General features: G+C 57.0%; 17 protein-coding genes. 5 read left to right on the top strand and 12 right to left on the bottom strand.

The genetic code is table 11. From position 1 onward, the window contains the following. Positions 1 to 160: 160 nt before the first annotated feature. Positions 161 to 1798 carry a GGDEF domain-containing protein gene (locus A8O29_RS16910; RefSeq protein ID WP_174081382.1) on the bottom strand — a complete coding sequence of 546 codons (1638 nt, stop codon included), beginning with the start codon at positions 1796 to 1798 and terminating at the stop codon, positions 161 to 163. Here A8O29_RS16910 and A8O29_RS22880 point away from each other — a divergent pair. Next, complete coding sequence (locus A8O29_RS22880) at positions 1791 to 1925, top strand: hypothetical protein (RefSeq protein WP_258167211.1); 135 nt, start codon at positions 1791 to 1793, stop codon at positions 1923 to 1925. The genes A8O29_RS16910 and A8O29_RS22880 overlap by 8 nt on opposite strands. 223 nt (positions 1926 to 2148) lie before the next feature. On the opposite strand, the gene A8O29_RS16905 is transcribed toward A8O29_RS22880, so the two are convergent. Then, positions 2149 to 2532 (bottom strand): DUF1090 domain-containing protein, encoded by a 384-nt coding sequence (locus A8O29_RS16905; RefSeq protein WP_125355955.1) that lies wholly within the window; start codon positions 2530 to 2532, stop codon positions 2149 to 2151. 200 nt (positions 2533 to 2732) lie between these two features. Here A8O29_RS16905 and A8O29_RS16900 point away from each other — a divergent pair, with 200 nt between their 5' ends. Next, positions 2733 to 3854, top strand: coding sequence for a ribosomal protein uL16 3-hydroxylase (locus tag A8O29_RS16900; protein ID WP_125355953.1), 1122 nt, complete (start codon positions 2733 to 2735; stop codon positions 3852 to 3854). Between the two features lie 419 nt (positions 3855 to 4273). On the opposite strand, the gene A8O29_RS16895 is transcribed toward A8O29_RS16900, so the two are convergent. Next, positions 4274 to 5662 (bottom strand): MFS transporter, encoded by a 1389-nt coding sequence (locus tag A8O29_RS16895; protein ID WP_125355721.1) that lies wholly within the window; start codon positions 5660 to 5662, stop codon positions 4274 to 4276. A gap of 47 nt (positions 5663 to 5709) precedes the next feature. Beyond that, positions 5710 to 6801, bottom strand: coding sequence for a cellulase family glycosylhydrolase (locus A8O29_RS16890; protein WP_125355719.1), 1092 nt, complete (start codon positions 6799 to 6801; stop codon positions 5710 to 5712). 202 nt (positions 6802 to 7003) lie between these two features. On the opposite strand from A8O29_RS16890, the gene A8O29_RS16885 reads away from it, so the two are divergent. The 3 genes from A8O29_RS16885 to A8O29_RS16875 all read left to right on the top strand — a co-directional run bounded on the left by A8O29_RS16885 (position 7004) and on the right by A8O29_RS16875 (position 10773). After that, a complete protein-coding gene (locus tag A8O29_RS16885) occupies positions 7004 to 8017 on the top strand; it encodes a LacI family DNA-binding transcriptional regulator (protein WP_125355717.1) in 1014 nt (337 codons plus the stop codon). 186 nt (positions 8018 to 8203) lie between these two features. After that, positions 8204 to 9220, top strand: coding sequence for an HlyD family secretion protein (locus tag A8O29_RS16880; protein WP_125355715.1), 1017 nt, complete (start codon positions 8204 to 8206; stop codon positions 9218 to 9220). Positions 9221 to 9231: 11 nt separating this feature from the next. Continuing rightward, positions 9232 to 10773: a DHA2 family efflux MFS transporter permease subunit gene (locus A8O29_RS16875; RefSeq protein ID WP_133461956.1), complete on the top strand. Its 1542-nt coding sequence runs from the start codon at positions 9232 to 9234 to the stop codon at positions 10771 to 10773. A 158-nt stretch (positions 10774 to 10931) separates the two neighbouring features. On the opposite strand, the gene A8O29_RS16870 is transcribed toward A8O29_RS16875, so the two are convergent. The 8 genes from A8O29_RS16870 to A8O29_RS16835 are packed head-to-tail and all read right to left on the bottom strand — an operon-like array spanning position 10932 to position 19060. Beyond that, the gene (locus tag A8O29_RS16870; RefSeq protein WP_125355241.1) at positions 10932 to 11927 is read right to left on the bottom strand and encodes an HAD family hydrolase; all 996 of its coding nucleotides are present in this window, start codon (positions 11925 to 11927) and stop codon (positions 10932 to 10934) included. Continuing rightward, the gene (locus tag A8O29_RS16865; RefSeq protein ID WP_125355240.1) at positions 11924 to 12940 is read right to left on the bottom strand and encodes a BatD family protein; all 1017 of its coding nucleotides are present in this window, start codon (positions 12938 to 12940) and stop codon (positions 11924 to 11926) included. The genes A8O29_RS16870 and A8O29_RS16865 overlap by 4 nt, the downstream gene beginning before the upstream one ends. Next, positions 12937 to 14457, bottom strand: coding sequence for a tetratricopeptide repeat protein (locus A8O29_RS16860; RefSeq protein WP_125355239.1), 1521 nt, complete (start codon positions 14455 to 14457; stop codon positions 12937 to 12939). Before A8O29_RS16860 ends, A8O29_RS16865 begins: the two co-directional genes overlap by 4 nt. Further along, positions 14454 to 15431: a VWA domain-containing protein gene (locus A8O29_RS16855; RefSeq protein WP_125355238.1), complete on the bottom strand. Its 978-nt coding sequence runs from the start codon at positions 15429 to 15431 to the stop codon at positions 14454 to 14456. The genes A8O29_RS16860 and A8O29_RS16855 overlap by 4 nt, the downstream gene beginning before the upstream one ends. After that, positions 15424 to 15864, bottom strand: a complete 441-nt coding sequence (locus tag A8O29_RS16850; protein ID WP_125355237.1) for a DUF4381 family protein — start codon at positions 15862 to 15864, stop codon at positions 15424 to 15426. The genes A8O29_RS16855 and A8O29_RS16850 overlap by 8 nt, the downstream gene beginning before the upstream one ends. Continuing rightward, complete coding sequence (locus tag A8O29_RS16845) at positions 15865 to 16770, bottom strand: DUF58 domain-containing protein (RefSeq protein WP_125355236.1); 906 nt, start codon at positions 16768 to 16770, stop codon at positions 15865 to 15867. Next, complete coding sequence (locus A8O29_RS16840) at positions 16770 to 17768, bottom strand: AAA family ATPase (RefSeq protein WP_125355235.1); 999 nt, start codon at positions 17766 to 17768, stop codon at positions 16770 to 16772. The genes A8O29_RS16845 and A8O29_RS16840 overlap by 1 nt, the downstream gene beginning before the upstream one ends. Further along, a complete protein-coding gene (locus A8O29_RS16835) occupies positions 17765 to 19060 on the bottom strand; it encodes an anaerobic sulfatase maturase (protein WP_125355234.1) in 1296 nt (431 codons plus the stop codon). Before A8O29_RS16835 ends, A8O29_RS16840 begins: the two co-directional genes overlap by 4 nt. Positions 19061 to 19064: the final 4 nt, after the last annotated feature.

Below are 19064 nucleotides of genomic sequence, written 5' to 3'. Positions count from 1 at the left end.
TTCAATTACCCTTTTGGTAACGGCTTTCTCTCACGGGAAAGCCGTTTTTTTTTGGGCTAATGCAGAGCGCGGGGAAGAGGGGCGGGTATTCGGGACTTGCCGGGAGAGGTGCGCCCAGGAAGAGGGATTCCTGGGCCGGGTTATCAGCGTTAAAGCAGGCTTAAGCCCACGACACGCGGTCACGTCCGTCGGCTTTCGCCTGGTACAGCGCCGCATCGGCTTTTTCCAGCAGCGTTTCGATAGACGCGTCATCAACCTGAACGGCACCAAAGCTGGCGGTGATGCCAACCTGATTGCCATCCGGCGCGACAAAACGCATCGCCCGGATAGTCTCCTGGAAACGCGCGAGGATTTGTTGTGCCTGAACGTCTGACTCGGCGTTGAACATCACCGCGAATTCTTCCCCGCCGAAGCGGGCGACAAAGTCCCCTGCGCGGCAGTTGCTTTGCAGCGTGCGCGCCAGGCCAATCAGCACTTCATCGCCGAAAGGATGGCCCCAGGTGTCATTGACCCGTTTGAAGTGATCGACGTCGATAATCGCCAGCCACAGGGAAGCGTCTTCTGGAATATGTTGCGGAAGCTTAGCGACCTGCTCATTGAAGAAACGACGGTTACCAATCCCCGTGAGCGGGTCTTCATTCATCTTGCGGGTCAGCACTTTGGTTTCCGCTTTCTGCTGCTTAAACACGCCGTCTAACAGATCGATGGATTTAAACAAATTCTGAATTTCCGCCGCGTCTTCCGCATCAGCGCCTTTCTTATTGATGTTGTCATCCATCACATTGCGAATGGTTTCATTCAGCGTCAGCAGCGGTTTCAGCACCCGCATATTAATAAAGATGCAGATGGTGATAATGATGCACAGCAGGACAATCAGAGAGACGATGACTTCAACCAAACGATCGAACGACTGTTCGGTCTGGTTCGCGAAGAAGCTGCCCAAATTATCGAGATATTTTTGCTCCAGCAGCTGGAAATGGCTTAAGCCTTCACGATACTGAATCGAAAAAACGACGGCATCAATATGCTTCAGACCGTTATAGGTCATGTGATTGTCGACGGTCTTAATCAGGAATTCGGTCTTGTTCTTATAATCTTCGCGTGCACGTTGCAGATCGCCGCTCAGCGCCGGATTATCCTTCAAACCGCCAAGCAGTAGCCAAAGTACATTGAGGCGCGCCTGACGTTTGGTGGTGGCCGTCATGTCTTCTTTTGAAATTGGGGTGTCATAACGCAGGGAAAACAGATACGGCGTCGCCATGCGGCCTAACGTATCTCTGATTTCGCCGAGTGAAAGCAGGGTATAAAAATAGCCGGTGCCTGCAATATCTTTGCTGGCAAAATTCATCGAGACCGAGATAGTGAGCTTATTAAACGCCCCGGTGGCATCCAGCAAGGCATTCATTGCGCGAGCGACTTCGGTGGGCGTTTTGGTTGAATCCGTCATGACGTTGTCGACGGTACGCCGGGCGATGCTCAACCCTTCTTCGGCATCGGCCACGCGTGCGGTCAGCGCCGGGATCGCTTTAAGTTGTTGAATAGACGCATCCGTCTTTTCCCGCGCCATGTTCAGCGCCGTTTTCGCGTGCAGTTCATCCTGAGACGTTTCCAGCAAATATTCGTTGGAGTAGCCGCGCTCGTTGCCCATCAGATGATTGGTGTTGAGCATCAGCTTGATAGTGTTGAATTTCGAGGCGCGTTCGCGAGCGGCGATATAGTGGTGTGAAACTGCCGTGATCTGCCACCAGCTCAGCACCGTAGAAATCAGTGCTACCGCGCAGGACAGGACAATGAGCATCCTCATTATCTCGGCATTCTTTAAAATTTTCTTACTTTTTCTCATGCGTACGATTCGCCTGGAAATGAAAGCGGTGAGCACCTTCTGCCAACGTCAAGCGGAAATCAACGCATTGCATAAACAATAAAGATCGCCACTGAAAGGATATTCAGAAAGGGTTCATCGGTGTCAGGCTGGATAAAACCGGGGCGCTGACAGTACATCGTTTAATGTAAACACTCGCTGCTGATTATATAATGAATGGGAAAGTGGTCTGATAATGGACTTGTTTAATATTAAATGGCGGGCGGGAAGTGTCTTATTTTTTCATGACGCGATAACCAAAATAAAATCGCCCGGAGGCGATTTCGTTATTTATTCAGTTCGGTTTTTGCATCGGCTAATTCGTTTTTAGCGTCATCCAGTTTTTCCTGCTTTTTCTGGATTTTATCCGTGCGTCCGGTGGTTTTTGCCTCGGTCAGTTCCTGCTCGCGCTCGGCGACCTTCTGCTCTTTTTTACGCACGTCGGCTTCACGATCTGCGCGCAGCGACGCGTCGGTGCAATGAGCTGAAACTTCTGACAGCGCTTTTTCAAGCCCGGCGATGCGGTAGCTGTTGTTGTGCGCTTTGGCGTAGTCGATTTGCTGTTGGATGTCGTCCTTCTTTGCGGCGCAGCCGGTCAGGTTTGACTGGGCAAATGCGGGCAGGGCAGGGAGGGCAAGCAGCAGCAGGGCAAGGGTGGTGTTCTTCGTCATTGTTGAGTGCTCCAGAGTGACGTATTCCGTGTTCATTAGCTTAAGGATTATCTTACTCGCCAGTTCTTAAAGAATTCTTAAATCCCTCTAAAAAGAGTCGGGATGATTCATTTTTTCGCCAACCCTTGACCCTCAACAAGGTCGCCCCTGGCCACTTCTCGCATAATCACCACCGTTTATCCTCTTACTGGTGTGATTGTATGGTTAACCAACTGAACCTTAACTGGCCCGAGTTTTTAGAGAAATATTGGCAAAAACAGCCCGTTGTGTTGAAAAATGCCTTCCCAAACTTTGTTGACACGATCACGCCAGATGAGCTGGCAGGCCTGGCAATGGAGCCGGAAGTGGACAGCCGTCTGGTGCGTCAGACTGATGGTAAATGGGACGCCAGCCATGGTCCGTTCGAAGATTTCGACGGGCTGGGCGAAACTGGCTGGTCGCTGCTGGCACAGGCCGTCAACCACTGGCATGCGCCGTCGGCGGAACTGGTGCGTCCGTTCCGCGTACTGCCGGACTGGCGTCTGGACGACCTGATGATCTCCTTCTCGGTGCCGGGCGGTGGCGTTGGCCCGCACATCGATAACTACGATGTGTTTATCATTCAGGGCATGGGCCGCCGTCGCTGGCGCGTGGGCGATGCCATCCCAATGCGTCAGTTCTGCCCGCATCCGGCGCTGCTGCACGTTGACCCGTTTGAACCGATTATTGACGTTGAAATGGAGCCGGGCGATATCCTGTATATTCCGCCTGGATTCCCACACGACGGTTACACGTTTGAAAACACGCTGAACTACTCCGTGGGCTTCCGTGGGCCGAACGGCCGCGACCTGATCAGCAGCTTTGCTGATTACGCGCTGGAAAACGATCTCGGTGGCGCGCATTACGCCGACCCTGAACTGACCGTCCGTGAACATCCAGGCCAGGTGCAAGCGCATGAGCTTGAGCGCCTGCGTAACATGATGATTGACGTTATCAGCCAGCCGGAAGATTTCGCCCAGTGGTTTGGCCGCTTCGCTTCTACGCCGCGTCACGAACTGGATATCGCCCCGGCAGAACCGCCGTACGCGGAAGAAGAAGTGCTGGATGCGCTGACGGGCGGGGAAATGCTGGTTCGTCTGAGCGGCCTGCGTGTGTTGAACATCGGTGACAGCTACTTTATTAACAGCGAAGGCTGGAAGACAGTCGACGCCAAAGCCGCCGACGCGCTGTGTCGCTTCACCGAACTCGGTGAGAAGGAACTGGGCGACGCGCTGCAAAACCCGGCGTTTATCGCTGAGCTGACGGCGTTGATCAACCAGGGTTATTGGTACTTCGAAGAGTAAGTTTGCCTGCCCGGCGGCGCTTCGCTTGCACAGGCCTACATCGTGCATCGACCGCCCGGAGGTGCTTCGCTTGCGCGGGCCTACATCGTCTATCGAATGCCCGGCGGTGCTTCGCTTGCGCGGGCCTACATCGTATATCGAATGCCCGGCGGCGCTCCGCTTGCGCGGGCCTACTTCGTGCATCGAATGCCCGGCGGCGCTCCGCTTGCGCGGGCCTACTTCGTGCATCGAATGCCCGGCGGCGCTCCGCTTGCGCGGGCCTACTTCGTGCATCGAATGCCCGGCGGCGCTCCGCTTGCGCGGGCCTACTTCGTGCATCGAATGCCCGGCGGCGCTCCGCTTGCGCGGGCCTACATAAAGCGATTCACAACTCGCCCTGGTAGGCCCGGCAAGCTTGCGCCGCCGGGCATTTTCTCACCTCAATTCGCTGAAATCGGCCGGGTTGTGACGTCTACGTCCTCCTCCACCGTGGCATGACGCCGCTCCGCCAACAGGCGACAAATCTCCGCGTGCTTCTCTTCGGTGAAGGTAAAACGCGACATAAAGCCCAAACGAATCAACGACCCGATGGCGGGCAACAGGCATATCCCAAAGAACAGCCCGGTCAGCACCGTGTCACTCTGGCTTTGCGCCTGCGGGACATAGCCAATCATGGTCAGGAAAACCCCAATCAGGCCACCGCCCACCGCCACCGACATTTTGCCGGTGAACGTCTGCCCGGAGAAGGTAATCGCCGCGCAACGTTTATGGGTGTGGTACTCCGCGTATTCGATGGTGTCGGCAATCATCGACGACGTCAGAATGTTGGTCATCATCACGAACAGCGTACTCAGCCCCAGCAGCAGGAACAGCACCACGGTGTGCTGATATCCGGCAAACCACATCACCACGCGCACCGCGACATCCAGCCCGCAGAGGATCATAAACAGCTTCCGCTTCTGCATCTTACGCGTCAGCATCGGCGCCACCAGGCAAACAACCGCCGCCACAATTCCCATTACCCCAATGATCATTTGCAGGCTGGCATCGCCCATGTTGTAAATGAAGAAGTAGATATAAATGCCGTTGGCGACGTTATGGAACACGCAGAAAAAGAACGACAGCAGAATAATAAACAGCGGCTTGTTCTGGCGTAAATTGCGGAAAGTGTCGCGCATGGTGACCTTTTCCGGGCTCGGCGGCACGCGCTCCTTAATCTGCATAAAGCCGTTGAGCATCAGCGGCAGGCCGACCAGCATCATCACCAGCGCCGCCATAAAATAGCCTTTGTCGTCGCTGTACTGGGAGAAAAACGCCGCCAGTTTCGGGAAGAAGATGTTGGCGCAGGCGATCCCGGCATTCACCCCGAGCATCGCCGCTGTCACCGCGCGGGTGCGCTGCCCAGAATCGTTAGTCATCACCGACGACATTGACCAAAACGGAATATCGGAAATGGCGTACAGCGTGCCCCACAAAATATAGGTCGCCCCGGCGTACAGAATTTTGGTGGTGGTATCGGCCTCAATTTTATAGAACGACAACAGGGTCACGCCGGTTATCAGCAGCGGCGCAATCAGCATAAAGTGGCGGAACTTGCCGAAGCGGCTGTTGATGGTGTCCATGAAGCTGGCAAACAGCGGGTCGTGGATCGCATCCCAGGCGCGAGCAATCAGGAAAATGGTACTGGCGGCAAGGGCGGAAATGCCCAGCACGTCGGTATAAAAATAGTTAATAAACGAACCCACTAAACCAAAGCTAAAACACTGACCTAAACCATAGCCAAAATAAGACCACAACTCGCGTGACGGTATTTTCATCGTATTTGCCATAGTGCGTACCTTTCCCCCGCCAGCGGACTGGCGGGAGTGTCATTATGTTATGAACGGGCAGGGTGCAGGCCAATGCGACTCAGCTTACGCACCAGACTCATTTCCGCTTTCGAGAACGGGATGCCGTTTTCTTCAAAGACGTCGTGGAACCACAGGCGGCAATAGTCCGTTGAGTGAGTAATCACTACCGGCCACGGCAGCCAGGTCTGGGTCTTCCCGCGCACCAGTCCCCATTGATACGGCGCGACGTTGGCGGCGTGCATCAGCGGAAGCTGCTCTTCAATAGTGCTGCCGACGTGGCGGGCCAGCCATTCGGTGCAGAATATCGGTCGGCCCAGTTGCTCGAGTTGGTGAATGATGGCCACCATGCGTGCAGTGTTGGTGTAGGCGTGGAAGCTGACCACGTCGGAGAGCGCCAGCGCGGTCTGGTCCAGCGGATGCTGATAGTAGGTTTCGTTTTCCTCTTCCGGCGGCAAACGCCAGGCGCAGACGGTAAGCGGTTGCTCAGGATCTTCGTCACGAACCCACTCAAACGCGCGCTGCATCAGCTCGTGCGCGTAGCTTTCCAGCTTTTCGTCATACTGCACTTCGACGGTGCCGGTGGCGAAAATGCCGCGGTTGCCCGGCTCGTTGTACAGGTCCCACAGCAGGACGCGTTTATCGCTGCGGAATTCACGCACGATGTCGCGCACATAGCGCTCAATTTGCGGCCATTCGTCGCGATCGCACACTTTCGCCCGGCCCGGACTCGCCGCCGCCTGACTGTTGTGTTTCCCCGGCACCGGGGCTTTTTGTTGGCCCAGATACGGCTCATCACCGGAAAAGCCGCAGTCGTCCATCAGCGTCAGTATGGTGCGGAAACCGTGACCGTCGGCAATCTGTAAGAAGTGATGGATACGGGCCATCAGCCCGTCGCGGTCATGCTCCCAGACGATAAACGGCAGATTGATACGCAGCGAGTTGTAGCCCGCTTCCGCCGCCCAACCGAGCTCGCGCTCAATGGTCGGCGCGTCGAAGGTTTCTTTCTGCCAGATATCGGTCCAGTTCACCGCACTCGACGGCAGATAGTTAAAGCCGCACAGCCAGCCCTGTTGCTGGTACCACGCTTGCGCCTGCGCCTGACTCCATTGCTCTTTCATCGTAATCTCCATTGGCTGATAATGTTTAGCTAATAAATATTAGTCGACGGATAAATGAGCAAATGGCAGGTGGTAAAAAAGCGAACAGCGTCACAAAGTCGATGCACAGAGCGCGAAGAAACGTGACGCAGGGCGCACGGCCCTGCCGAAATGAGACAAGGGCAGGTATGATGTTGATTCTGTTAGCCGTGGGGCAGGGAAAATGAAGCGCAAAAATAAGGTCACGATGAACGATATCGCCCGCGCCGCCGGGGTCTCACAGGCCACGGTATCGCTGGTGATTAATCAGTCGCGCAATATCAAACTCAGTGAAGAGACGCGCCAACGGGTTCTCGCCGTGGCGAGCGAGCTGGGCTATGACCGCCTGCCGGCCATTCATTCCCCGCGCAATCAGCAAGAAATCGCGCTGCTGATAAGCTCCCTACAAAGCTACGATCCGTTTATTGACGCCATCAGCCAGGCGCGCGATGCGGCGTGGCGCAATGAAGTGCTGCTCACGGTGTACGACTACGGCGACGACAGCGAGCTGGCGCTGAACATCATTCGCCAACTGGAGAAACGTAACTGCGTGGGGATTATTCTCGCCTCGCCGGTCACGACGATGGTCGACATGACCGCGTTTCAGGATTGCACCGCTTTGCCGCTGGTGCTGCTCAATCAGCGTGACCCGGATTCACCGCTGCTGCCGTCGTTCGTGCCGGACGATTACGCCAACGCCTATCAGCTCACGCGCCACCTGATCAATCAGGGAGCGACGCGCATCGCGCATATCACCGGCGAATCCTGGATGGAGGCCACCCGACAGCGTCTGGCAGGCTATCAGGCCGCGCTGGCGCAGGCGGGTATTACGCCGCAGCCGGAGTGGGTGCATCAGACTAACTGGCAATTTAATGAATCCTACCAGGCGACGATCACGCTGTTGGCTCTCGAGACGCGCCCCGACGCAATTTTCTGTGCCAGCGACTGGCTGGCGATTGGCTGTTATCAGGCGCTTTCCACCCACGGTGTGCCGGTGCCGGAGGCCATGCTGGTGGCCGGTTATGACGATCAGAAGATTTCTGAGCAAATGACGCCGCCGCTGACAAGTATTCAGCTACCTTATGGTGAACTCGGCAGGCTGGCGGTGGAATATCTCTGTAATGCCGAAGATGCCGCCACCCATCTGGCCCTCGCCGGACGCCTGAAAATAAGGCGCTCCAGCCAATCAAATTTATAATTAAACCGCTAATAGCACAGCCTGCTTAGTCTTTAATAAGCAGGCTAAGTATTATTCATCTCATCAATAACTCTGCTGATACCTGAACACTTCAATTAGACGCTGCCTGTCCGTCGCGCGGTGCGTCTGCGTTATTTTCATTTCCTTTTTTCGACGTGGGTATCGCCTGAATAAAGAGACCTGCACATGAATATTAAAAAACTGCGTTTTATCTTATTACTCGTCGTTCCGACTCTGGGCGTTGCGGCGGGCGGCTGGTTCTATCTGACCGGCGGTCGTTATGTTGAAACCGATAATGCTTACGTGAAAGCGGATAAAACCGCAATTGGCGCGGAAGTTTCCGGGCGTGTATTACACGTGGCGGTAAAAGAAAACCAGCATGTGAATAAAGGCGACTTATTATTTAGCGTCGATCCTAAACCGTATGAATTAGCGGTGGCGCAGGCGAAGTCTGAACTGAATAATACCGTTATCGATTTAAAAACTATTAAATCGCAATATCAGAGCAAGCTCGCCAACATCGCGGTATCCAAAAGTCAGTATGCTTATGCGCAACGTGAAGAAGGGCGTTTACATCGTCTGAGCGGCCCGGGCTACGTGTCGGCGTCTGAAATCGATGGTGCACATCAGAAAACCCTGCTGATGGCGCTGGAAGTGAACATGCTGCAAAAACAATTGCAGGAAGTGGTCGACAGTTTCGGCGGCGATATTTCACTGCCGGTGGAAAAACACCCGCGTTATAAAGAAGCGCTCGCGCACCTTAATTCGGCTAAGAATGACCTGACTCACGTCAACGAATATGCGCCGTCGTCCGGCAATATCACCAAGGTATTGCAGACCGGGGAATACGTGCAGGGCGGGACCACCGCGATGCTGCTGGTTTCCGATCAGAATTTATATGTTGAAGCGAACTTTACCGAGAAAGATTTAACCCACATCCGTGATAACGAGACGGCAGAAATCAGCGTCGACTACGCTCCGGGCGTGACCTGGCACGGCAAAGTGAGCAGCATCAGCCCGGCGACGGGTGCTGAGTATTCGGTTATCCCGGCGGAAAACGCCACCGGTAACTGGGTGAAAGTGACCCAGCGCGTGCCGGTTCGTATCCGTCTGGAAACCGACTCTAACCAGCCGCAGCTGCGTGCGGGCTTAAGCGCCACCATCAAAATTGATACCCAGGCCAGCACTCACAGCGCGTCCTGAGGAGGTCCGTTATGTCTGATGTGATAGCTGCTCCGCAGCCACTGAAGCGTACTGCCGACAGACGATTGTTCATCACCTTCTCGGTGATGCTGGCAACCATCATGCAGGCGCTGGATACCACCATCGCCAACGTGGCCCTGCCGCATATGCAGGGCGCAATGGGTGCGACGCAGGACCAGACCTCGTGGGTGCTGACGTCCTATATCGTGGCTGCGGCGATTGCGATGCCGATGACCGGTTTTGTCGCCGCGCGAATCGGGCGTAAGCGCCTGTTCACGTGGTCGGTTGTCGGTTTTACCGTGGCCTCCATGCTGTGCGGGGCTGCACAGACTCTCGATCAAATCGTGATTTTCCGTCTGCTGCAGGGGATTTTTGGCGCAAGCCTGGTGCCGCTGTCGCAGTCGGTGATGCTGGATGCCTGGCCGAAAGAGAAACATGGCTCGGCGATGGCGATGTGGGGCATGGGCGTGATGGTCGGGCCAATCCTCGGCCCGGCGCTCGGCGGCTGGCTCACCGAGTATTACAGCTGGCGCTGGGTGTTCTACATTAACATCCCGTTTGGCGCGCTGGCGTGGCTGGGGATCAGTACCTTCGTCACCGAAACGGCGCTCGATGCAAAACGGAAATTCGACCTGCTGGGCTTCTTCTTACTGAGCGTGGCGATCGGCAGCTTGCAGCTGTTCCTCGACCGGGGCCAGTCGAAAGAGTGGTTCTCGAGTGGGGAAATTATCATCGAAGCGGTGCTGGCTGGCGTGGCGTTTTATCTGTTTGTCTCGCACATTTTTACCGCTAAGAAACCGTTTATCGAGCCGGGGATTTTCCGCGATAAGAACTTTGTGGTGGGGCTGCTGTTCAGCTTTATGATGGGCATCATCCTGCTGGCAACGATGGCGCTGATGCCGCCGTTGCTGCAAAACTTCATGAACTATCCGGTTATCGACGTGGGCCTGCTGATGACCCCGCGCGGGTTCGGCACCATGTTCAGCATGATGGTCGTCGGACGCATCGCCGGGAAAGTCGACCTGCGTTACGTTATCGCGCTGGGCGTGGTGGTGATGGCGATTTCTCTGTGGCAGATGACGCAGTTCAGCATGTGGATGAGCCAGTGGGAAATTATCAGCTCCGGCGTGGTGCAGGGTATCGGCATGGGCCTGACGTTTGTGCCGCTCTCGACGCTGACCTTCTCGACGCTCGCGCCGTCATACCGCACCGAAGGCACGTCGCTGTATTCGCTGATTCGTAATATCGGCAGCAGCATCGGGATTTCGATGGTGACGACCTATCTGGCCCAGCAGAGCCAGCGTAACCACAGTGTGTTTTCCGGGTTTATTAACCCGTTCAACAAAGCGTTGCAGCATGATATTCATCACGGCATGTACGGTCTGCACAACATGTCCGGGCTGATGGCTATTAACAACGAAGTGACCCGTCAGGCGACGGTGATGGCGTACTATCAGGATTTCCGGCTGATGATGTTCTTGTGCTTTATCCTGCTGCCGCTGGTGCTGCTGTTTTCGAAGCCAACGAAGGTGGGTGAGACGATTTTGGAGTGATATCAACGCCCGGCGGCGCTGGCTTGCCGGGCCTGCAAATCACGAGTTACCCCTCTCCCTAACCCTCTCCCTGTGGGAGAGGGAACCCATCGAAGCCGATTTTTTACTCCCTCTCCCTGTGGGAGAGGGGCGGGGAGAGGGCATCAGCCCGCAGAGATTTACTTCGCCGGACACATCGCCGGATCAAACACCGTTTTCCAGTCTTGCTTCATATCCACCACCGTCCAGCCTTTGGCTTTCGCGATGGGCAGGGCGGTAACCAGTTTGCCGCTGGCGGTTGGATGACTGTCGTAAGCGTATTCGCGTGCGGCATCGGTGTGATGCACCAGCAGGCCAAACGTCTTAACATTCGGGTTCGCGGCGGTGTATTGCAGCATCTGCAAATCGCCGTCGCTGTTACCAAACGCGCCCACCGGGCGATGGCCCATAAACAGGTGGATAGCCACCGGCTTGTTGGCCGCATCGTCGTTAAATGCACCTTGCAGTGTTTTGGTAATCTGCGTGCCGTTATCGGTGAGAGAAAATTCACCCAGCGCAAACGAACCGATCACCTGCTCCGGTGGAATGCCGTACATTTTCTGCGAAACAACACGCATAAAGTCGATGCCGCCGCCGGAAACAATCCAGGTTTTGAAGCCGTTTTCACGCAGATAATCGAGCAGCTGGCGCATTGGCTGGTAGCCCATCTGGTCGTAGCGGCAGCCGAATCGCTCGTCTTTGTGCGTATCCATCCAGTTGGCGACGCGCGTTGAAAACTCTTCCGTCGTCATTCCAGTTTGTGCGGCGGCGAGGAGCTTCATCAGTCCCTTCTCACCGCTTTTCTCGATGGCTTTCAGGTCGTTATTCATTACCGCGTTAAACAGCGGGTCCTTTTTCCACTCCGGGTGCTCCGGCGCCAGGCGCTTAACTTCGTCCAGAATGAACTTCACCTGGAACGTCAGCGGCGCTTCCGGCCACAGGGTGCCGTCGTTATCAAACACCACGTAGCGCTGGTCTTCCGGAATAAACGTGTCGCTGCCTTGTTTGGTCGAGTTTTGAACCCATTGCTCGATAGACTGTTTGGCCGCAGTGTCATTCCAGGCGGAAAGCGGGTCGGCGTGGGCCAGCGTGCTGCAACCCAGCATCAGCGTGCAGGCCAGAAGTGTTTTTTTCATCGTTTTTTCCTTTCAACGGGGGCGAGTTCAGGCAATGAGACTGGCTGCCAGAAGCGCTGCCAGCGGTGTTGTAACCAGTTCGCACTTTGGCGCAGCTGACGGCGGGCAAACCAGCCGCTTGCGCCGATAATCAGCAGAATCAGCAGGCCGATGACGACATGCCACGGCGTGTCGCCGGTGCTGCCGCGCAGGGCGGATTCTTTACCTGCGGCGCGGGCGCTTTCAACCTTCAGCGTTTCGCCTTTCAGCTCCGCCAGTTTCCACTGCTGGTGCTCGGTATCCCACCAGCGAAGTTTGATCGGCGGCAGCGTCAGGGTGCCGGAATCGGTTGGCATGTAGCGCAGTTTTTCCACGCGCATCGCACCGACAATCTCGTCGCGGCCACCTTTGATAAAGCTGTTCTGCGGCGTCAGGCGTTGGCTCTCATCGCCGGGAATGGCGTACAGAATTTGCGGGATCTGCGCCGGCAAGATGTTCTGTGCTTTGACCGTCACCACGCGCTCGACGGCATCTCCCGCCCGCAGGGTTTTATCTTTCCCGGCGTGATACTGGGTGATGGTCTGCGTGAGCGTCAGGCCGCGCGCGGGTAAAAAGCGGTCCGGCTGCTCGACGCCTTTCGGCCAGACGACCGGCAGTTCGATGGCGTCCAGATGCACCGTCGCTGGCGGCTGACCGGCAGATGTGGAGGTCAAATCGATGGCGGGCAGGCGCAGCGTGCTCTGATCCCACGCCATCAGCTGGCGCTCCAGACGAATGCCGCTCCAGGTGACGCCGTTTTGCTGGCGGCTCAGGAGCTGGTTCGGTAGCGGAGTGTTGAGCAACACGCCGTACTGGACCGGAAAGTCCGGCCACGACGGCGGCGGGTTAAACCAGCTGTCGGTCCAGTAGGTGACCGCTACGGTCACCGGCTGTCCCGGCACAATGCTTTTCGGGGCCACGATTTCGCGGGTGATGTCCATTGCCGCGTGGGCCGGGAGCATCGCCACCATCAGCAGCGCTAACAGGCGTTTCATGGCGTCGTCTCCTGGGCTCCGTTGCGGTACAGACTTTCCAGCAGACCGGATGGCGACACCTGTAAATTCTCAAACCACTGATTCAGTTGCGGCGAAGTGCCTTTGATCGCCCCAATGTCTTTTTGCTTCACGCCCTGGCCTTTCTTCAAATCTTTCAGCACTTTGTCTGGCCCTTCATCATCCTGGTTGGTGCCTTGTTCCTGCTCAGCCTCGCGCTGTTTCAGACGCAACTGCATGACGATGTGCGACACTTTTTCGCGGTTTTGCCGCGCCATTTTCCAATCCGGACGCAGGCTTAGCGCCTGATCGTAGGTGTCCAGCGCCTGCTGCCACTGCTTCTGCTGCGCGAGGCTGTTGCCAGTCCACAACAACGTTTCCGGCGTTTGCGGCGCGCGGCGGAATGCGCCTACCGCGGCAGTAAAGTTGCCGGCGTTGTACCAGGCGATGCCCTGCCACAGCGGGTCGCGGAAGTGTTCGGCGGCTTTTTGGTAGTCGCCTTTCTCAAACGCGTGCTGACCCTGAACGTCCGGGTTGACCCACGCGTCGAGCCAGGCGGCGTCGCTGTGGGAAGACCAGAACATCATCGGCATCACCAACGCGATGCAAATCAGTTGGCGACGCCAGAAGAACAGCAACACCAGCATCGGGATTGCCAGCAGCCAGCCACTGTTTTTCCAGTGCAGGTCGCTGCGGGCGTTGTTCTGCTGTGTCACCGACTGCTGAATGTGGCTCTGCACCACCTGCAAATCGCTGTCATCGGCGGTGACCAGCGTGACCGGAATACCGGCCTCGCGCACCGCACTGAAACGCTCAACGTTGAGGCGGGTGTCGATCCCTCGGCTGGCGTATTTCTCCGGCAACGTGCCGCCCGCTGCGGTGCCCGGTACCCAAATCTGAATCGGTGCTTTGAGTTTTTCGAGATAGGCCACGTCGGCGTCGGTCAGCGTATCCGCCACCAGAATCAGGCTGCGCGGCGAGGCCGGGCTGTTTTTGATCGCCAGTTCAACGGCGGCCTTCAGGCCAGAGCCGGGGCCTTCCGGCATCAGCGACGGGTTTTGCGCGTGCAGGAACAGCGAGAAGAACTGCGGGTCCTGGGTCAGCGGCGTGGTGACAAACGCCTGATTGTTGTACACCACCAGGCCGTAACGTGCGCCGGGGGCGTTATCCATCAGGCTGCTGATTTTGCTTTGCATGCGTTCGTTGCGACTCGGTGCCAGGTCCTGAGCGTACATCGCCAGGTCCTGCTGCATGACCACCATCACGTTGCTTTCCGGCGTCAGGGCGGCTGGAAACTCACGCTGCCAGGTCGGCCCGGCGAGGGCAATCACACCCAGCGCGAACAGCCACGGCAACACTTGGGTTAATCGTTTTGAACGCCCGATAATCAGCGCTTTAGCAAACGGTTTGTCCATGATGCGCTGCCAGGCGCTGGCCTCGGCGAAGGGCAAAAATGCCAGCAGGGCGGCAACGATCAGGCCCAGCAATCGCCACGGGTAAATAAAGTGGAAGTCACTCATGACCGTTTCTCCCTGATAAATCGCACCATCGCCAGCAGGAACAGCAGCAGCATGGCGGCCCCGAGCGGCCAGGCGAACAGCGGCAGATGCCACGACCAGCCGATGCTTTTCACCTGTACCGGCGTAATGGCGTCAATCTCTTTCCAGACGCTATCGAGCGCTGTGCCAGAGTTGGCGGCAGTCCACGATTTTCCACCGGTCGTTTGGGCGATTTGCTGCAACAGCGGCAGGTCGACTTTATCTTCCCCGACGCTGTGCGTGTCGCCAAAGGCGATGGTATGCACTTGAACGTGGTGCGTGGCTGCGAGTTGCGCGGCGAGATCCGGCGAAAGCTGCGAGGCAGTATCGTTGCCATCGGTCAGCAGAATGGCGAGTTTGCTGGCCTCTTTATCGGTCCCGGAATCGAGGACTTTCACTGCCACGCCGAGGGCATCACCGATCGCCGTTTGTTGGCCGATCATCCCCGGGGCGAGCTGATTAATACGCATGTTCAGCGCCTGCTTATCTTCACTCACCGGGGCGAACGGCCAGGCGCTGCTGGCAAAAATCACCATCCCGATGCGGTCAGATTTACGCGCGGCCACGAATTTACGCACCGATGCCTGCACAGCCTGCAAACGCGTGATGCCGCCTTCGACATCGTTCTTTTGCATTGAGCCAGAGACGTCGAGGATAAGCACCATGTCGCGCATCGGTTTCTGAATATGCTGCGGCGGGGTGAGGTATTCCGGGCGGGTCAGGGCGCAGACCAGCAGCGCCCACACCAGCCAGAACAGCGCCCCGCGCAGCCAACCGTCGCGTACCGGCAGGCTGTCGAGCTTCAATTCGTCGATGAGATTGGGCAAAAACGGCACGCGAACGTGCTCTTTCTGCTGTTTGTCCTGCGGCAACAAATAGCGCCCCAGCAACGGTAACAGCAGCAATAGCCATGCCCACGGCCAGGCAAAATCAATCCGTGAAAATAGCTCAGACATCGGGCAGCTCCTTCAGCCATTGTGCCAATTGATGGCGCAGGCGTGATTCATCATCGTCCGCAAGCCGGTTATCTCTTTGGCAATATTTGGCGCACATCTGCAGGCGGAGTCCATTTTCAAGGGGAACCTGCTGCAACAACGCTTCTGCGGTCAGCCAGTTGCTGACCGTCGCGCGCGGCTGGTGAACCAGCAAGACCTGTTTAATCAGATTCAGCCAGTCGTCGACGCTGTGTGACGCGGGCAAAACGGACAGCGCTTCGCGACGCCAGCGGTTGCGGCGGTAGCGGGCACAGTAGAAAAACAGATAAACGATGAGAACCGCGAGTAGCAGGGCACCCAGTACCAGCCAGCCCGGCGGCAGAGGGAACCAGGAGGGAGAGGGAGGTAGCGCCGGCTGTGAGAGCGCGGGCACGGTAAATCCTTTCTCGAGCATTCAGATACCTTTTTGTAACTGCTTAATCAGATCCTGAGTGACCACCAGATGATTCACACGAATGCCGAGCCGCGTCAGGCGGCTTTGCTGGCGGGCAAGACGAGCGGTGGTGCTTTGCTCAATATCCGCCTTTAATCCGGAGGTGAGCGTAAACGCCGCTTCGTGACCTTGCCAGGTGGCCGCCAGGGAACCCGAAGCGGGCAGGCGCTTGTGCAAATCATCCAGCACCACAAAGGCGCTGACTTCGCAGCGACGGCGCAGCCCGGCAAGCAGGGCGTCGCAATTGTGGTCCAGATCGTGGAAATCGCTGAGGACCGCCACCCACGCACCGTTGGGGATAACACTGCTGGCACGCAGTAGCGCATCAGCTAACGTCACGGTCGCGGTAGGTTCGGTCGGATACTGTTCCGGCAGCAGCTGGTTGTAGTGCTGTAACGTATCGAGGATGGTATTCAGACTGGTGCGCGGCGGGCGGCATTTTTGCAGCGCCATGTCGGTGTCGTTAAACACCAGGCTGCCGACCCGGTCGCCGTCGTGCCAGCTTCGCCAGGCGAGCAGCGCCGCGGTTTTGGCCGCAGCGACGGACTTGGTCTGGCCGCGGGTGGCGAAGAACATGTCGAGGCGCTGATCGACCAGCAAAAAGACCGGGCGTTCGCGCTCTTCGTTGTACAGTCTGATCCACGGCTGACGCAGACGGGCCGTTGCCTGCCAGTCAATCAGGCGCACGTCGTCGCCTGGCTGATAGCGGCGCAGGCTGTCAAAATTCAGCCCGCGTCCCTGCTGTTTTGAGGTGCGTTCCCCGGCCAACGCGCTGGGCGGAATTTGCCCCGGCGGGTTGGCAATCAGACGCGCGTCATTGACCAATGCAAGCAGCGTCTCACGGTCGACACTGAGGCGGCTGTCCATTACGCCACCACGGCGTCGAGCAGCATTTTCACCACGTCATCGGCGGTGCAGTTATCGGCATTGGCCTGGTAGCTCAGCATCAGGCGATGACGGATAACTGATGGCGCGATACGGCGCACGTCTTCCGGCAGCACCGCGTCGCGGCCTTCGAGCCACGCCTGCGCGCGAGCACAGCGGTCAAGCGCCAGCGAGCCACGCGGGCTGACGCCGATGTGGATGTAGCTTGCCAGCGTGTCGCTGACGTTATGCGGATAACGGGTCGCTTCAATCAGATTGACGATGTATTCCTCAATCGCAGGCGCCACGTACACGGCGGAAATTTCCTGCCAGCTGGCGGCAATTTCCTGCTGCGAAAGGGTCAGGGTTTCATCCTGCGGGGCGGTTTCGCTCTTCGCCAGGGCCTGATATTTGGCCTGCTGTTCGGCGCGAACCATCTGCATCACCTTCTGCTCATTCTCTTTCGACGGGTAATCGACGAGAACTTTCATCAGGAAGCGGTCGAGCTGGGCTTCTGGCAGCGGCCAGGTCCCTTCCTGATCCACCGGGTTCTGGGTGGCGAGCACCATGAAGACGCCCGGCAGCGGCCAGGTTTTCCCGGCGACAGTCACGTGGCGTTCTTCCATTGCTTCGAGCAGCGCCGACTGCACACGGGCAGACGCACGGTTGATTTCATCGGCGAGGATAACGTTGCCGAACACCGGCCCTGGACGGAAGCGGAACTGGTCTTCTTCGCGGGTGGCATTCTGCTGATAAATTTCGCTGCCGGTGATGTCCGACGGCAGCAGGTCAGGCGTGAACTGAATGCGGCGGAATTCGCCTTCAACGTGACGCGCCAGCTCGCGCACCGCGCGGGTTTTCGCCAGGCCTGGCAAGCCTTCGAGCAGCACGTGCCCGTCGCAGAGCAGGGCGATAATCAGCATCCGGACCAGCTCTTCCTGGCCCAGAACCTGGGTGTTCATACGTTGTTCTAACTGAAGCAGTTTTTCCCTGCTATTCATTTTTTCACTCCTGCAAAATCACGTTTCAGTAGCGTGGCGATCCCAACCAGAATTGGCTCAGCATAGTTAAAGAAGGCTTTGATGCCTGGGCACAGATAGTTCAGACCCAGCTCGCCGTCGGGGGTACGCACCAGACGGTTTTTCGGGCATTCGCCCCAGCACAGTTTGAGGTAAGGGCACTCTTTGCAGTATTTCGGCAGGGTATCTTTTTTGCCCATGCCGAAAGCCTGCTGGCGTTCGGAGAACGCGAGGTGCGCCAGTTTACTGTTCTCGATGTTGCCTATCTGGTATTCCGGATAGACGTAGTGGTCGCAGGAGAAAATGTCGCCATTTTTTTCGATGGCGAGGCCCTTGCCGCAGAACTCGGAGGCGGTGCAAATCTGCGCCGGCATCCCCATGGTCTGCGCCACGGCGGTTTCGAACAGGTTCACTTGTACGCGACCTAAGTCGTTGTTGACCCACTCTTCGAACACCGCAATCAGGAAGGTGCCCCAGTCTTCGGGGTCAACGGACCAGTCGGTGACGATGGAATCTAAATCACCTGGGCGTGCACGACGGCTGCCGGTAATCGGAATCGAATCGTCCTGCCAGAACTGCGGCGCGGTGCTTTTGAAATCGACGGGTTCGACGCACGGGTTGAACTGCACATAGGTCGCGCCCAATTCTTTGGTCATGAAGCGATACACTTCGAGCGGGAAGCGGGCGTTGGTGCGGTTGACGGTCACCAGCGCATTGAAAGGAACGCCGTGGCGTTTGAGCGCGTCGACGCCTTCCATCACTTTATCGAAGGTCGGTTTGCCGCTGCGTGTGACGCGATAGCGGTCGTGCAATTCTCGTGGACCATCAATCGAGATGCCCACCAGAAACTTATGTTCTTTGAGGAACGCAGCCCATTTGTCGTTGATCAGTACGCCGTTGGTCTGCAAATCGTTTTCAATTTGCTGGCCCGGTTTTTTGTACTGCTTCTGGAATGCGACCACTTTTTCGAAAAATTCGAGTCCCATCAGGGTCGGTTCGCCGCCCTGCCAGGAGAAGACAACCTGCTCGCCATCCTGTCCGTCGATGTACTGACGAATGAAGTTTTCCAGCACCTCATCGCTCATCCCGGTGTGTCTGTCCTGATGGAGTAATTGTTCTTTTGACAGGTAGAAACAGTAGGTGCAATCGAGGTTACAGGTGGAGCCGGAGGGTTTGGCCATCACGTGGAAACGGCGCTTGTACTCGGGACCTTTGCCGTCATATTTTTCCGCAGACGGTAATGCTTTTACGGGTAGTGTGGTGCTGTACTTCATAGCA

It is taken from the genome of Scandinavium goeteborgense (assembly GCF_003935895.2).
In the GTDB taxonomy this organism is placed as follows: domain Bacteria; phylum Pseudomonadota; class Gammaproteobacteria; order Enterobacterales; family Enterobacteriaceae; genus Scandinavium; species Scandinavium goeteborgense.
The sequence above is the reverse complement of the archived record's forward strand: the minus strand, read 5'-3'. Positions and strand labels throughout refer to the sequence as shown.

Coding starts and splice junctions, on each gene's coding strand:
- A8O29_RS16865 (WP_125355240.1), bottom strand. CDS start 12,940: ATGAAACGCCTGTTAGCGCTGCTGATGGTGGCGATGCTCCCGGCCCAC.
- A8O29_RS22880 (WP_258167211.1), top strand. CDS start 1,791: ATGAGCATCCTCATTATCTCGGCATTCTTTAAAATTTTCTTACTTTTT.
- A8O29_RS16895 (WP_125355721.1), bottom strand. CDS start 5,662: ATGGCAAATACGATGAAAATACCGTCACGCGAGTTGTGGTCTTATTTT.
- A8O29_RS16885 (WP_125355717.1), top strand. CDS start 7,004: ATGAAGCGCAAAAATAAGGTCACGATGAACGATATCGCCCGCGCCGCC.
- A8O29_RS16890 (WP_125355719.1), bottom strand. CDS start 6,801: ATGAAAGAGCAATGGAGTCAGGCGCAGGCGCAAGCGTGGTACCAGCAA.
- A8O29_RS16875 (WP_133461956.1), top strand. CDS start 9,232: ATGTCTGATGTGATAGCTGCTCCGCAGCCACTGAAGCGTACTGCCGAC.
- A8O29_RS16910 (WP_174081382.1), bottom strand. CDS start 1,798: ATGCTCATTGTCCTGTCCTGCGCGGTAGCACTGATTTCTACGGTGCTG.
- A8O29_RS16845 (WP_125355236.1), bottom strand. CDS start 16,770: ATGGACAGCCGCCTCAGTGTCGACCGTGAGACGCTGCTTGCATTGGTC.
- A8O29_RS16860 (WP_125355239.1), bottom strand. CDS start 14,457: ATGAGTGACTTCCACTTTATTTACCCGTGGCGATTGCTGGGCCTGATC.
- A8O29_RS16835 (WP_125355234.1), bottom strand. CDS start 19,060: ATGAAGTACAGCACCACACTACCCGTAAAAGCATTACCGTCTGCGGAA.
- A8O29_RS16880 (WP_125355715.1), top strand. CDS start 8,204: ATGAATATTAAAAAACTGCGTTTTATCTTATTACTCGTCGTTCCGACT.
- A8O29_RS16855 (WP_125355238.1), bottom strand. CDS start 15,431: ATGTCTGAGCTATTTTCACGGATTGATTTTGCCTGGCCGTGGGCATGG.
- A8O29_RS16905 (WP_125355955.1), bottom strand. CDS start 2,532: ATGACGAAGAACACCACCCTTGCCCTGCTGCTGCTTGCCCTCCCTGCC.
- A8O29_RS16840 (WP_125355235.1), bottom strand. CDS start 17,768: ATGAATAGCAGGGAAAAACTGCTTCAGTTAGAACAACGTATGAACACC.
- A8O29_RS16900 (WP_125355953.1), top strand. CDS start 2,733: ATGGTTAACCAACTGAACCTTAACTGGCCCGAGTTTTTAGAGAAATAT.
- A8O29_RS16850 (WP_125355237.1), bottom strand. CDS start 15,864: ATGCTCGAGAAAGGATTTACCGTGCCCGCGCTCTCACAGCCGGCGCTA.
- A8O29_RS16870 (WP_125355241.1), bottom strand. CDS start 11,927: ATGAAAAAAACACTTCTGGCCTGCACGCTGATGCTGGGTTGCAGCACG.